The sequence below is a fragment of the Pseudoalteromonas sp. P1-25 genome (assembly GCF_001401805.1).
Lineage (GTDB): Bacteria > Pseudomonadota > Gammaproteobacteria > Enterobacterales > Alteromonadaceae > Pseudoalteromonas.
In genome coordinates this window covers 1-13495 of the sequence record NZ_LKDW01000033.1, presented here as the reverse complement: position 1 = coordinate 13495, position 13495 = coordinate 1, and the positions used below count along the sequence as shown (strand labels likewise).

Below are 13495 nucleotides of genomic sequence, written 5' to 3'. Positions count from 1 at the left end.
GATCTTGAAAGGGTCATATAATGATTGCTAAATACAGCCTAGGTAACCCATGTTTAAAGCTTTCGTCTGATTTAGCTGGTGAGTTACCACTATACATATATTTATCTGAAGATAAAAAGACCCTGCTTTACTCTAACTCTGTAACAGAATTGTTTGATGATGTAAGAGTTACAAAGCCTCTAAAAGTATCAGATGAAGGTATTTCTTTTTTGCTACAAAGTAGTGTCATTCCACCACCTATGACAGCTTACCAAGGTGTTTTTATTGTAGGGATAGGTGATACAGCCGAGGTAAAAACTGTAGATAATGAAATTGTTATAGATTTCAGCCATGAATTTCCTTTTATGGCCAATAAAAGAGCTGACTTTGATACTTATAAAAAACCTAATCTTGATGATATTGTAAAACTCTTAGCAGAAGAAACAGTAAGCAAATTAAATAAAAACAAAAAAACGTTTCTCTTTCATAGTGCAGGCAAGGACAGTAATAGTATTGCTATTGCGCTTGCTGAAGCGGGCCTACAAGATCAAGTTACATTGGTTACGCATTGCTCAAAGGGTAATTTAGATGAAAGCCAAATTAGTAAAAGTATTGCTAAAAAATTGGGTTTTTCACATCAAGTATTAAACGAAGTTGATGAGCTAAATAATGAGCACTTAAAATACATTGAAGAGTATTTTACAAAAGCACCGTTCCCTTGCGTAGATAACTTATGTCTAGCGTATCCTTTATATGCAAAGCAACTACCGGAACTATTTAATGCCAATATAATTTTCGGTGATGGCAACGACAGCCATATGATCAGCCCACCTTCGGCTAAAGATAACTTAAAAACAAAAGTCAGTAATTACACCTCAAAGCTTTCTTTTTTTAGAAAGTTTATAGATTCAGAAAATAAATATAGTTCATTACTTAGAACACCAGCTGAATGGTTTGGCCAATCTGGATTTTCATTAAAAGATAGCCGAAAAGTATTTCCAAAAACAGTATCGACTTATGCGTACTGGAGGAAAGAGTCAAATGTGAGAAAGAGTTGGGATTTATTTTATTTTAAATCTGATATTTACTCTACACGAGTAATTAGCGAAAAAATGATTCGTAAATTATTTAACTTTACAGATTACTTAGGTGCACAAATAGTACTCCCTTTTGCAACTAAGCGGGTTGCAGAATATTTTGCAGCCATGCCAGAAGAGTACTTATTTGATCGTCATACTTTTAAAAATAAGCTTATTTTAAGAGATTTATTAAAAGAGAAAATCAATATCGACTCTGATGAAATAGGTAAGATGGGCTGGTCTTATGACACTAAAGCTATAGTGAATAATAATTGGGATATTATTACGACTGAAATAAGTAAATGTTCTTTATGGAATCATAGTGAAGTCGACCGCATTATTCTCAGACTAAAAAAATCTATGGATAAAAACACAAAGTACTCGCAACTTTCATGCAGATTAATTTACCGACTCTACTTATTATCTATGTGGAAAAACAAATGCAGATATTTAAATGAAAGATAATAAAATAACACTTTTTGTCAGCTCTTTAGCTGGAGGCGGAGCCGAAGGTGTTTGCGTTAATGTCGCAAACGGATTAGCACAAAGCGGCTGGGATGTTGACCTAATTGTATTACATTTAAAGAATGCAGCGTACCTAGAGCGTGTTAACGAAAACGTAAATTTAATATCGTTAAATGCAGCCAATGCAAGGTATGCAATTATTCCGCTATTAAAGTATATTCGTAAAACAAAAATAGAAAAATTAGTAGTATTTAAATATGAACTAGCGGTATTACTTATACTATTAAAAAGTATTTTAAGACTTAATATAAAAGTCATCGCGCGTAATATTAATACTTTTTCTCAATCTAGTGGTCAAGGTAAAGGGCTATGGCGTAAATATATCGCTAATCCATTAATTCAACATTATTTCTGCAAAGCAGATCACGTAATAAATCAGTGTGAAGCAATGCAAGAGGATTTATTAACCACGTTTCCTGAATTAAAGGGCAAAACCAGTGTAATATTAAATCCCGTAGCTAAGCATGTTGAAGAGTATGCTGAAAACCACAATAAAGAAAACAATAACAAGCAGGACTATATTTTGTGTGTAGGGCGCTTGGAAAAACAAAAGGCCTTCCATTTTGCATTAGAGGCGTTTGCACAATTAAACAAAAGCTATCCAAATTTACGGCTAAAAATAGTAGGGCAAGGCAGTCTCGAAAATGAGCTTAAAAGTTTAGCGAAACAGCTTAAGATCAGTGGGAATATAGACTTTGAAGGCTTTCAGTCTCACATGCTCGACTATTATTTAAATGCTAAAGTCACCTTGCTAACTTCAATTTACGAAGGTTTTCCTAATGTACTTGTAGAATCTATTACCTTAGGTACACCTGTCGTTTCTTTCGATTGCCCTAGTGGTCCACGTGAAATTATAGACCAAGGAATTAATGGCTACCTTGTAGAGTATCAAAGTATTGATAGCCTCGTATCCTATTTAGACAAAAGTTTAAATACTCAATTTGATTCTAAAGCGGTAATGGAAACGGCTAAAAAAAATAAAGTGTCAGAAGTTATGAAAAAATATTCAAAACTCTTAAAGAATATCTAACTAGGTTAGTAGAATGACTTCAATTGATAAACAGCTAATAAAATATAGAAACACCAAGCTAATTTATAGTTTAGTGGTACTAACTTTCGCATTTTTATACGCATTAGTGCTGTCTAATTACATACCAATGGATGTGACTATAAAAGACAGGCTAAATTACATCGAATATGCAAGCAATCCAGAAATCATATTTGTTAGGTACTGGTCTAGCGGCGTAATTTCTAGCTTTTTTAACGAACCTGTGTGGCTGGGGTTAAACTTCATATTTAGCCGCTTCTTAACTCCAGAACAAGTTGTAGCGACAATAATCTTTTTTTCAGCTTTTAGCTCTGCGTTCGTAATACTTAAGATAAATCCAAGGTACATCTTTTTTCTCGTTTTTATTTTACTTTTTCCGCAAGTGATAACTAAATATGTTGTGCATATTAGGCAAGGGTTTGCTATCAGCCTATTTCTGCTGGGGTGGTTTTGTCAATCGCGCTCGTGGCGATGGTTCTTTTTTGCTTTAACTCCATTAATACATGCTAGTTTCTTTTTTATATTATTTTTATATGTTTTTACTCACATTCTTAGAGATGTAAAGTTATCAAGTGACATAAGAACAATAGCAATTATCTTATTCGGCTTAACGATAGGGGTGGGCCTGGGCTTTTTAGCTGGTGCAGTTGGGGCGAGGCAAGCAAGCGTGTATGAATTTAGTGCCAGCTCGGTCAGCGGTTTGGGTTTTGTTTTATGGTTATGTGTTTTTACTTTGTATTATTTGCAAGGGCGAACATTCGCTAAAAAGAATGCTTTTGCTATGAGTGTAATAGCTTTTTATTTATCCACCTACTTTTTGATAGAGGTGACAGGGAGAATCTTCGAAAGCTCAGTCGTAATAGTACTATTAGCAAGTTTAGGCTTAACTTCGTGGCGAAGGCTTTGCTTTTTTGGATTAATAATATCGTTTACGTTAATAACGTGGATTCTCAGATTTAAAGAACCTTGGTTAGGCTGGGGTACAGGGTTGTAATGAAAAAAATTATTCATATTTCTACAGGTTTAGAAAATGGTGGAGCAGAAGGCGTTTTGTACAGGCTCTGTAAAGGAGATAAGCACAATACACATGTTGTGGTTTCGTTAATTGGTAGGGGTAAATACGCTGACTTATTGGAGGCTGAGGGGATTAGTGTTTACTGTCTCAATATGCCATCAGGAAGAGTTTCTATTAATGGCTTATTTAACTTGTATAAATTAATTAAACAGCAAAATGCAGACGTAATACAGACATGGATGTATCACGCCGATTTAATTGGTGGGATAGTTGCTAAGTTAGCTCGAGCAAAATCAATTTACTGGAATGTGCGACATTCAACAATAGAAGTAGAACACTCTAAAAAAGCGCTCGTACTGGTCGCTAAAGCCTGCTCAATACTTTCTAAATGGGTCCCTAAAAAAATTATTTATTGTGCGGAACAGGCTAAAGCTACCCACGAGGAGTTAGGTTACGATAGTTCAAAGTCGATAGTCATTGGCAATGGCTACGATTTAGATTTATTTACAGTCAATAACGCTGGGGCAAGTATATTCCGTAATAGTATTGGCCTTGAGCAATCTAAATTGCTTTTAGGTATGATTGGCAGGTATAACCCACAAAAAGATCATCACAATTTATTACAAGCGCTTAGCTTAGTAAAAAAAGCTGGTTATAAATTTAAATGCGTTTTAATAGGGCGAGAAATAGAGAGAAATAATCAGATTTTATTTGAGCAGGTTGATAACTTAAAATTAACAGAAGAAGTTATTTTTTTAGGTCAAAGAACCGATATACCTCACATAATGAATGCTCTCGATATAAATGTTTTAGCTTCCTCTTTTGGTGAGGGGTTTCCAAATGTTTTAGCTGAGGCTATGGCTTGCGGAACACCATGTGTAACAACAAACGTTGGAGATGCAGGGCTTATTGTAAAGTCGACGGGTTGGGTTGTAAGCCCTAGAAATTATAATGAATTAGCTGACGCTATTATTAGCGCTATTAAAGAAAAAGAATTACAAAATGAAAAATGGTTAAATCGTTCAAAGGAATGTAGAAAAAGGGTTGAAGATAATTTCAGTATTAACTCAATGATTAATAACTACCACGCAGCTTGGTCAAAATAGTTGATTTATTCATTACCTGCACCTGTATTTATATAATTCAAACGAGTAAGAAAATATTAAAACTTTTTCAAATTATCAACTTAGGGATAGAGCTAATGCCTAAACTTTTATTTTTAGTTAATGTGGACTGGTTCTTTATTTCACACCGCTTACCTATAGCGCAAGAAGCGCTTAAGCAAGGATATTCAGTCACTATAGCTTGTCATTTTACCGAGCATAAGCAAGCGCTAAAAGAGATGGGCTTTAACGTTGTTGAACTACCGTTCACCCGCAGTGGTGGCAGTATAAGCAATGAATTTAAAACACTCAAAGCTATACGTAATTTAATAAAGCAAGAGCAGCCATCTGTTATCCATGCAGTAACTATAAAGCCTGTTTTATACGCTGGGTTAGTACTAAAAACAATTAAACAAAAAATACCATTTGTAGCTGCTATATCAGGCTTGGGCTATGTATTTACTGCAAGTACATTTAGAGCAAAGCTAACTAAATTTATAGCATCCATGGTATATAAAGTTGCGTTAGCGCACAAAAATAAAACCGTTATCTTTCAAAATAGATCGGATGAAAAAATACTAACAGAAGTCGCTAATCTTAAGGCTTGCGATAAAGTGCTTATTAAAGGCTCTGGGGCTGACTTATCTGTTTATAATCACATCCCTGAAATAAACCGCCCGCACATTAAAATCGCAATGGCATGTCGTTTATTACGAGAAAAAGGTGTTTATCAATATATAGAGGCTGCTAAAGCGGTTAAAACCCAGTTTCCTAATACACAGTTTTTGCTTATAGGAACGCCGGACCTAGAAAACCCAAATACAATAAAGCAATCTGAAATCGATAAATGGGTAGATGAGGGAATAATTGACTATTTAGGCCACCGCAGCGACATTCCAAATATTTTCTCTGATGTAAATATTGTTTCTCTTCCATCATTTTATGGTGAGGGAGTACCAAAAGTACTCATTGAAGCTGCAGCATGTGGTAGAGCTATAGTAACGACTACAAACCCAGGTTGTAATGATGCAATTATAGACAACGAAACAGGACTCGCAGTACCCCCAATGGATGGGCAGTCACTTGCTAATGCATTTATTCAATTAATCAATAGCCCAGAACAACGTATTGAAATGGGGATTAAAGCCAGAGTATTTGCAGAAAAAGAGTTTGATGTTAAAGCTGTAGTGGATTCTCACATCAAAATATATAAAGGATTGCTGGATAATAAACTATGATCGCTATTACTGGTTATAGTGGCTTTGTTGGCACAGAGCTACTAAAAAAAATAAACATCGAAGAGTGCGTGTTATTAGGACGCAAGCCAATTACGGGTAGCTACAAACATCAATTTTTTGATCTTAGTAACCCAGTTCAAGATTTAGATTTAAGTGAAGTTAAAGTGTTTATTCATTGCGCCGCTCGCGTACATATAATGGATGATAACTCAGCAAATCCAATAGATGAATTTAGAGCTGTAAATACAAAAGGAACCTTAAATTTAGCTTCTCAAGCAGCTAAAGCAGGTGTAAAGCGATTTATATTTATCAGTACTATTAAAGTAAATGGCGAAAGCACGACAGGTCGTAAGCCTTTTAATGAACAAGAATGCGCCCCAGAAGATCCATATGGCATTTCAAAAGCAGAGGCTGAGCAGCAATTGCTCGCTTTAGGGCAACAAACGGGGATGGAAATAGTAATAATAAGGCCACCTTTAGTATATGGAGAAGGTGTAAAGGCTAACTTTGCATCTTTAATGCGTTTAGTTAATAAAGGTTTTCCTCTACCTTTTAGATCAATCAATAACAATAAAAGAAGCTTAGTATCTGTTTATAATTTAGTTGATCTTATAAAAGTGTGTGTTGAACACCCCAATGCGGCTAATCAAGTGTTTTTAGTAAGTGATGATCATGACCTTTCTACTGCCGAAATGGTACAATTAATGGCTAAGGTGCAGGGTAAGTCAAACTTAACACTCCCAATTCCAACAACGTTATTTTCACTCGCTGGTAAAGTATTAGGGAAAAAACAAATTGTTGATAGGTTGATTGGGTCACTACAAGTTGATATCACGCACACCAAAAAAACACTCAATTGGGTACCTCCATACTCAGTTGAAAATGGCTTTAAATTATCTGCAAAAATTAAATAGGTTAATTAATGATTCGTACGCTCGACATTTTGTTTTCATTAGTGGGTTTGGTACTTACTATGCCATTTTTAATTATTTTATATATTATTGGCCTATTTGATACCGGCTCGCCACTTTTTATGCAAGAGCGCGTTGGCCGTAATAAAAACCCGTTTACTTTAGTTAAATTTAGAACAATGACCGTAGATACAGCCTCTGTAGCGAGTCACTTAGCTAGTACAGCGTCTATTACACCCTTTGGTGGCTTTTTACGTAAAACAAAGTTAGATGAACTACCGCAGCTTTGGAATGTACTTAAAGGTGAGATGAGCTTAGTTGGGCCTCGCCCAGGGTTATTTAATCAAGAAGAGCTAACACAAGCTCGCGATGCTAAAAATATATACGATGTGCGCCCAGGTATAACAGGTTTAGCACAAGTAAACGAAATAGATATGTCTACTCCAGAACTACTAGCTGAAACTGATGCAAAAATGATCGCCACACTTAACCTAAAATACTACTTCACTTATATACTACAAACCGTCACAGGAAGTGGCAGTGGCGATAGGGTAAAATAGCCAAATAACACACAAATTTACAAAAAGTAACCAAATACATAAAGACTATATAATCTTTTACATATAGTCTTTAACTATTAAGTGCAATAGTTGTTCATCTTGTAGTAAAATTGTAATCAATAGAATAGCAGTATCACTGCTAGCTTCAGGGAAATGTATTGTGTTTTTAAAATTCTTAGTTAACTTGCCTCGCCCCCAAAAAAGAGTTGTATCACTTGTTGTAGATAGCATTTTTATTATTGTCGCTTTTTGGCTCGCCTTTTTACTAAGGTTAGATAGCACGGCTGTTTTAAAAAATACACACACATGGATTCTACTGGCAACAGTATTACCCCTTAGCTTGTTCAGTTTTGTTAAGCTTGGCTTATACCGGGCCGTGCTTCGTTATATGAATACACAAGCTATGTGGGCCATTATTGCTGGTGTAGTACTTTCTACAGTTTACTTAACCGTTTTGTCTTTCTTTTTAAGCGCACCTGTCCCGCGTACAGTACCGTTTATATACGCGAGCTTTTGTATTTTATTTGTAGGTGGAGCAAGGCTAACCGTACGCGCTGTGGTTGGGCAAATAACAATGCGTCGAAAAGAAGGGGTTATTATATACGGAGCGGGATCAGCGGGGCGTCAACTTGCAACTGCATTAGCTAATGGCCCAGAGTATTCGCCAGTTGCTTTTATAGATGATGATCCTAAAAAGCATTTATCGTTAATTCAGGGTATATGTGTGCATGCACCTTCACAAATAGCCGAAATTGCCAAACAAAAATGTGCGAATAAAATTTTACTTGCCTTGCCAAGCACTTCAAGAAGCCGTCGAAAAGAGGTGCTTAACGCAATAGAAAAGTTCAAGCTACAAGTAATGACCGTACCTGGGATGGCAGATATTGTTTCGGGCACGACTAACCTCGACGAAGTTAAAGATGTAGAGATAGACGATTTACTAGGTAGAGACTCTGTACAGCCTCGTCAAGATTTAATGTCGGCAAATATAGAAAACAAAGTAGTTATGGTTACAGGGGCTGGTGGCTCAATCGGCTCTGAACTGTGTAGGCAAATAGTTAAAAATAAGCCTACAAAAATTGTACTATTTGAGCTTTCGGAGTTTGCTTTATATGCAATAGAGAAAGAGCTATCGGAGTACTGCAACGCAAATAATTTAAATATAGAAGTATTGCCAATATTAGGCTCAATACAAAATAAAAAGTTGGTTCAATCAACGTTCTCAACTTTTAACGTGCAAACTGTTTACCATGCAGCTGCCTATAAGCATGTTCCATTAGTAGAGCACAACGTAGTTGAAGGTGTTCGCAATAATATTTACGGCACCTATAACGTAGCTACGGCAGCAATAAATGCAAAGGTAGACACGTTTGTTCTTATATCAACCGATAAAGCCGTGCGCCCAACAAATATTATGGGCACTACAAAACGCATGGCCGAACTTGTGCTGCAAGGGTTGTCTGAGGTTCAAAATACCACACGTTTTACAATGGTACGCTTTGGTAATGTATTAGGGTCATCAGGCTCTGTTGTGCCACTGTTCAGAAAACAAATTAAAGCGGGTGGCCCAATTACTTTAACTCACCAAGACATTACTCGTTACTTTATGACCATACCTGAAGCTGCTCAGCTTGTTATTCAAGCAGGAGCCATGGGGGTAGGTGGCGATGTTTTTGTGCTAGATATGGGCGAGCCAGTTAAAATTAAAGACTTAGCAACTAAAATGGTTCATTTGTCAGGGCTTGAAGTTAAGCACGAAAAGCGCCCAAATGGTGATATAGAAATAAAATGTACAGGTTTGCGCCCAGGCGAAAAGTTATTTGAAGAGCTGCTTATTGGCGACAATGTTATTGGCACTGACCACCCAAGAATTTTAAGTGCACAAGAGATAAAAATGCCATGGCATGAGCTAGAACCATTTTTGGGCAAATTAAAAGCAGCTTGTGATGATACAGACCACCCCCTAATACGTAAACTGTTGTTGCAAGCACCCACTGCATTTTCTCCTACCGACGGAATATGCGACCTCAACTGGCAAGAAAAGCAAAATAGCCAAACCAATGTTACCGCTTTACCCAAAGTAAGTGGCTCTTAAAATGGCTAGGCTGCAATAGTTTAATAATTTGCAGCCTATTTGTTTGAGCAAGCCTCACGTATAAATGTACTTTCAAGTTTGGTATATATTTATTGTGTTGTAGGCACCTTGCTTGCTGGCGCACTAAAAGCATCGCTTTTTATATATTTACCAAATTGCGTGAGCAAGCTTCACGCCTACATGGGTTTTATGAACGGTGTATATTGTGTTGTAGAAGCACAGCTTGCTGGCGTTTAAAAGCGTAGCTTTTACAAATAAACACAACCTCAGTACGGATATTTTCCTATGTTGTCTACTAACTTTGCGCGTAAAGGGTTCGCTACTATATACCTAGCTTGAGCTATTAAATCTTCATCACCTCTAATTTTGTGGTCATAATAATTTGTTTGCCATATCTTCCCGTTTGTACCGTTATGCTTATTAAACCTATAAGTTGTAATATTCTTAAACTTTCTGACAAGGTTAGATAATTCTGAGCTACGATTTAATTGAAAAAGCCAACGTATATGATCAGGCATAATTACAAAGCAAATAGTGTTATGAGAATTACTTTTGAAAATAAAACAAGCTCTCTAGCTATCAACCGGGCATTTAAATAATTAGCAAACAATGGCTTACGGAAATCGCAACATAAAGTTATGGAATAAAAAGCATTAATGGTAGGGCACCTACCTTTTAAAAGTTTATGCGTGTTAGCCATATAGTTTTATTCCTTTTTGTATCCTTTTCGCGCGAGCAAGCTTCACGCCTATTAAGTTCCTATCTCAATTTTAATCTCACTGCCCAATACCTCTTTATACTTACTTGCTAATGCGCGCTTTGCCTCATTATCGCCGTGCACAATTTTTATATGGCTTGGCTTTTTACGCATGCCGGTTACAAACTTAACTAACCCGTTTTGATCGGCATGGGCGCTGTAGCCGCTAATGGTATGCACCTGTGCATTAATTGTAAGGCGTGTATTGTTTATAAAAACATAGCCATTGCGGGGGCCATATTTTTGTATATCGCGGCCCAATGTACCGCGGCCTTGGTAGCCAACAAACAATACATCGGTTGTTTTGTCACCTAAAAAGCGCTCTAGGTAATTTACTATTCGCCCACCACTGCACATACCACTGGCAGCTAAAATAATGGCGGGTGTTTGGCGCGACGCTAAATAATTAATAATGGCGATATGTTCACTATGGGTATCAACCGTGGTTAGGTTTTCAAAATCTAGCGGATGCCGGCCTTTGGCTACTTTACGTTTAGCCTCTGCATCCCATAAATGTTTAAATTTAATATATTGCTCGGTAAAATTGGCAGCCATGGGGGAGTCTAAAATTACATGAATTTTTCGCCAAGGCGATCCTTTAGCTGATTGATGTATTAGCTGTTCTAACTCGTAAAGTAGCTCTTGTGTACGGCCAATACTAAATGCCGGCACTAACACCACACCGTTATCTGCAACAGCGCGTTCAATTACGTTTTTTAGTGTTTGAGTGCGCTCTTTACGGCCTTGATGGTTTTTATCGCCGTAGGTTGACTCTATAACTAATGTGTCGGCTTTATAAGGAGGCTTTGGAGCCGGTAACAGCGGCGTGTAAGGCGCACCTAAATCGCCCGAAAACACAACTCTATGGCTTCTATTACTCTTTGTATTAATGCCTATGTCTATTTCCACATAAGCTGAGCCTAATATATGCCCAGCACGCTGAAAGCGCGCTTTAGCTATTTGCTCGTTGGCGCAAGGTAGCGCAAACCAAGTATTAAAATTAACGGCAACAATACGCTTGTTTAACAAACTTAAGCACGCATTTATAATTTTTGTATCGCGGGTAACGCCTACTTTTAACGCATCTTCAATCACGAGTGGCAGCAAACTAGCTGAGGCAAGCGTAGTAAAAATAGGGCCTTTAAAACCCGTTGCTAATAAATAGGGGATTCGCCCCACGTGGTCAATATGGCAGTGCGTAACAATAAGCGCAGTAATGTGCGTAACATTAAACTCTATTGATAAATCATCTTTTGCGTCTTCCCCCTGAAAAAGCCCGCAGTCTATTAGTATGCTGGTTTGGCTATTAATAACGAGCTCGTGGCACGAGCCTGTTACACCATTTACCGCTCCGTGGTGAAGTATTTGCATAAGTATCTTTATTTAGTTTTTTAAGAGTAAAGTTAAAAGTAGGGCTAAACAGTAATTTAAGCAAAACTTAGGTATATTGTTATTGAAGGAGCCTTGCTTAGTAACACTCTTAGGCATTATGTGACGTTTAAATAATAAAGCTAAACGTGAGGTAAACTCGCTGCTACTTGTAAGTATTGATTTACTTATCTTTGCCCAATGGGATTTTAGTGATTTATTCACAAAGAGGACAAGAGACGCTGCGTTATAGAGTAGTAAGAATATATAATTGCTTTTGCATAATCATTGCTCATTTACTCCTCTTTTTCTTCTCCTTGTGCAATAGCCTTTTAAGCTATTAATTTATAAATAGGGTAGCCTTGTAGGCGCTTTGCTTGCTGGCGCACTTAGGCTTTATATCGCGTTTAAATAGTAAGCCTAAGCGCGTATTTTAAGCTAGGTTTAGATTATATAAACAGCAATAGCTACAACAAATATAATGGCTGCTGTTAACAAAGTAAGTGCGTATTTACCTTAAACGGCTATTTACTTAAGAAACTTAAATTGTTTATAATCAGTTGCTGTTAAAAATAATGTTGTGTTTGTTGCAATTGTGTATGAAGTAAGGATTGCTGTGAAAAGTTGGTATTTAGTTACATGTAAACCTCGCCAAGAAGAGCGAGCAGCCACCAACTTACTAAATCAAGGCATTGAAGTTTTTTATCCAAAATTAACCACTGAAAAACTCATCAAAGGCAGGCGAACTGTTAAACAGTCTGCTCTATTTCCAAACTACTTATTTATTTGCTTAGAGTCTCAAAACGGTAACTTTTCTGCTGTAAAAAATACGCGCGGCATAAATGGCTTTGTATCTTATGGCACCCGTTACCAAATAGTACCAGAAGCTCTAATAGAGCAACTTAAATACGAACGCACAAGCTCTGCCGAATCAACAATACCAAAAGCAGGCGACACAGTAAGCGTACATAACAATACATTTAATAACGTTGCAGCAATATACAAAGAGCCCGACGGCGACATGCGCAGTATTTTACTTATTAACTTACTTAACCAAAAAATCGAAGTAAGTGTCGATAATAAAGATATTAAGCAGTAAAAGCTAAGCTGCCCCTTTACACCTTAAAATTGATTAAACATCAGTACGTAGGAACTGCAACCTAGGGGCGGAAGCGTGCCCAAAGGGCTAGACAAGCAAAAAGTTTTGCTTTCAAGCTGGAGCGAGAGGAGCTCTGCGACGAACTGGAACGTGGAGCGTGCCCAAAGGGCTAGACAAGCAAAAAATTTTGCTTTCAAGCTGGAGCGAGAGGAGCTCTGCGACGAACTGGAACGTGAAGCGTGCCCGAAGGGCTAGATAAGCAAAAAATTTTGCTTTCAAGCTGGAGCGAGAGGAGCTCTGCGACGAACTGGAACGTGGAGCGTGCCCGAAGGGCTAGACAAGCAAAAAGTTTTGCTTTCAAGCTGGAGCGAGAGGAGCTCTGCGACGAACTGGAACGTGGAGCGTGCCCGAAGGGCTAGATAACTCGTAGACGCACAGCTTGCTGGCGTTTTAAAAGCAACGCTTTTACGTATTTAAAAAAATGCGTGAGCAAGCTTCACGCCTGTACGGGTTTTATGAACGGTGTGTATTGTGTTGTAGACGCACAGCTTGCTGGCGTTTTAAAAGCAACGCTTTTACGTATTTAAAAAATTGCGTGAGCAGGCTTCACGCCTGTACGGGTTTTATATTCGCTACTACTTATATGTTTTCTCATTTATTCCTCTTTTGCTTCTCTTTGTGCAAAAAATAAAAACATTAATTCACAAAGAGGTTAAGA

The 13495-nt window shown here is 37.4% G+C and carries 12 protein-coding genes; 10 read left to right on the top strand and 2 right to left on the bottom strand.

What is annotated here, in order from left to right; all coding sequences use genetic code 11:
• Positions 1-20: 20 nt before the first annotated feature.
• The 9 genes from AN393_RS16515 to AN393_RS16475 all read left to right on the top strand — a co-directional run bounded on the left by AN393_RS16515 (position 21) and on the right by AN393_RS16475 (position 9790).
• Positions 21-1523 (top strand): hypothetical protein, encoded by a 1503-nt coding sequence (locus AN393_RS16515; protein ID WP_055018661.1) that lies wholly within the window; start codon positions 21-23, stop codon positions 1521-1523.
• Positions 1513-2613 carry a glycosyltransferase gene (locus AN393_RS16510; protein ID WP_055018660.1) on the top strand — a complete coding sequence of 367 codons (1101 nt, stop codon included), beginning with the start codon at positions 1513-1515 and terminating at the stop codon, positions 2611-2613. Before AN393_RS16515 ends, AN393_RS16510 begins: the two co-directional genes overlap by 11 nt.
• A 13-nt stretch (positions 2614-2626) precedes the next feature.
• Entirely contained in the window at positions 2627-3625 is a 999-nt protein-coding gene (locus AN393_RS16505; RefSeq protein WP_055018659.1) for an EpsG family protein, read from the top strand.
• Positions 3625-4752 carry a glycosyltransferase gene (locus AN393_RS16500; protein ID WP_055018658.1) on the top strand — a complete coding sequence of 376 codons (1128 nt, stop codon included), beginning with the start codon at positions 3625-3627 and terminating at the stop codon, positions 4750-4752. Before AN393_RS16505 ends, AN393_RS16500 begins: the two co-directional genes overlap by 1 nt.
• A gap of 95 nt (positions 4753-4847) precedes the next feature.
• The gene (locus AN393_RS16495; RefSeq protein ID WP_055018657.1) at positions 4848-5987 is read left to right on the top strand and encodes a glycosyltransferase family 4 protein; all 1140 of its coding nucleotides are present in this window, start codon (positions 4848-4850) and stop codon (positions 5985-5987) included.
• Positions 5984-6901 carry an SDR family oxidoreductase gene (locus AN393_RS16490; RefSeq protein WP_055018656.1) on the top strand — a complete coding sequence of 306 codons (918 nt, stop codon included), beginning with the start codon at positions 5984-5986 and terminating at the stop codon, positions 6899-6901. Before AN393_RS16495 ends, AN393_RS16490 begins: the two co-directional genes overlap by 4 nt.
• An 8-nt stretch (positions 6902-6909) precedes the next feature.
• Entirely contained in the window at positions 6910-7458 is a 549-nt protein-coding gene (locus AN393_RS16485; RefSeq protein WP_055018655.1) for a sugar transferase, read from the top strand.
• 160 nt (positions 7459-7618) lie between these two features.
• On the top strand, positions 7619-9553 hold the full coding sequence (locus tag AN393_RS16480; RefSeq protein WP_055018654.1) for a nucleoside-diphosphate sugar epimerase/dehydratase: 1935 nt from the start codon (positions 7619-7621) through the stop codon (positions 9551-9553).
• 39 nt (positions 9554-9592) lie between these two features.
• Positions 9593-9790, top strand: coding sequence for a hypothetical protein (locus AN393_RS16475; protein ID WP_055018653.1), 198 nt, complete (start codon positions 9593-9595; stop codon positions 9788-9790).
• Between the two features lie 29 nt (positions 9791-9819).
• Here the strand turns inward: AN393_RS16475 and AN393_RS16470 are convergent, their stop codons facing one another.
• Together AN393_RS16470 and AN393_RS16465 are read right to left on the bottom strand one after the other, a co-directional pair.
• Positions 9820-10113, bottom strand: coding sequence for an REP-associated tyrosine transposase (locus AN393_RS16470; protein WP_268796331.1), 294 nt, complete (start codon positions 10111-10113; stop codon positions 9820-9822).
• Positions 10114-10304: 191 nt separating this feature from the next.
• Positions 10305-11681 carry an MBL fold metallo-hydrolase RNA specificity domain-containing protein gene (locus AN393_RS16465; protein ID WP_055018651.1) on the bottom strand — a complete coding sequence of 459 codons (1377 nt, stop codon included), beginning with the start codon at positions 11679-11681 and terminating at the stop codon, positions 10305-10307.
• 613 nt (positions 11682-12294) lie between these two features.
• Here AN393_RS16465 and rfaH point away from each other — a divergent pair.
• Positions 12295-12777 (top strand): transcription/translation regulatory transformer protein RfaH, encoded by a 483-nt coding sequence (gene rfaH, locus AN393_RS16460; RefSeq protein ID WP_055018650.1) that lies wholly within the window; start codon positions 12295-12297, stop codon positions 12775-12777.
• Positions 12778-13495 lie beyond the last annotated feature (718 nt).

What these genes read in the sequence shown, in the direction of transcription:
- AN393_RS16515 (WP_055018661.1), top strand. Translation starts at nt 21, where the DNA reads ATGATTGCTAAATACAGCCTAGGTAACCCATGTTTAAAGCTTTCGTCT.
- AN393_RS16510 (WP_055018660.1), top strand. Translation starts at nt 1,513, where the DNA reads ATGAAAGATAATAAAATAACACTTTTTGTCAGCTCTTTAGCTGGAGGC.
- AN393_RS16505 (WP_055018659.1), top strand. Translation starts at nt 2,627, where the DNA reads ATGACTTCAATTGATAAACAGCTAATAAAATATAGAAACACCAAGCTA.
- AN393_RS16500 (WP_055018658.1), top strand. Translation starts at nt 3,625, where the DNA reads ATGAAAAAAATTATTCATATTTCTACAGGTTTAGAAAATGGTGGAGCA.
- AN393_RS16495 (WP_055018657.1), top strand. Translation starts at nt 4,848, where the DNA reads ATGCCTAAACTTTTATTTTTAGTTAATGTGGACTGGTTCTTTATTTCA.
- AN393_RS16490 (WP_055018656.1), top strand. Translation starts at nt 5,984, where the DNA reads ATGATCGCTATTACTGGTTATAGTGGCTTTGTTGGCACAGAGCTACTA.
- AN393_RS16485 (WP_055018655.1), top strand. Translation starts at nt 6,910, where the DNA reads ATGATTCGTACGCTCGACATTTTGTTTTCATTAGTGGGTTTGGTACTT.
- AN393_RS16465 (WP_055018651.1), bottom strand. Translation starts at nt 11,681, where the DNA reads ATGCAAATACTTCACCACGGAGCGGTAAATGGTGTAACAGGCTCGTGC.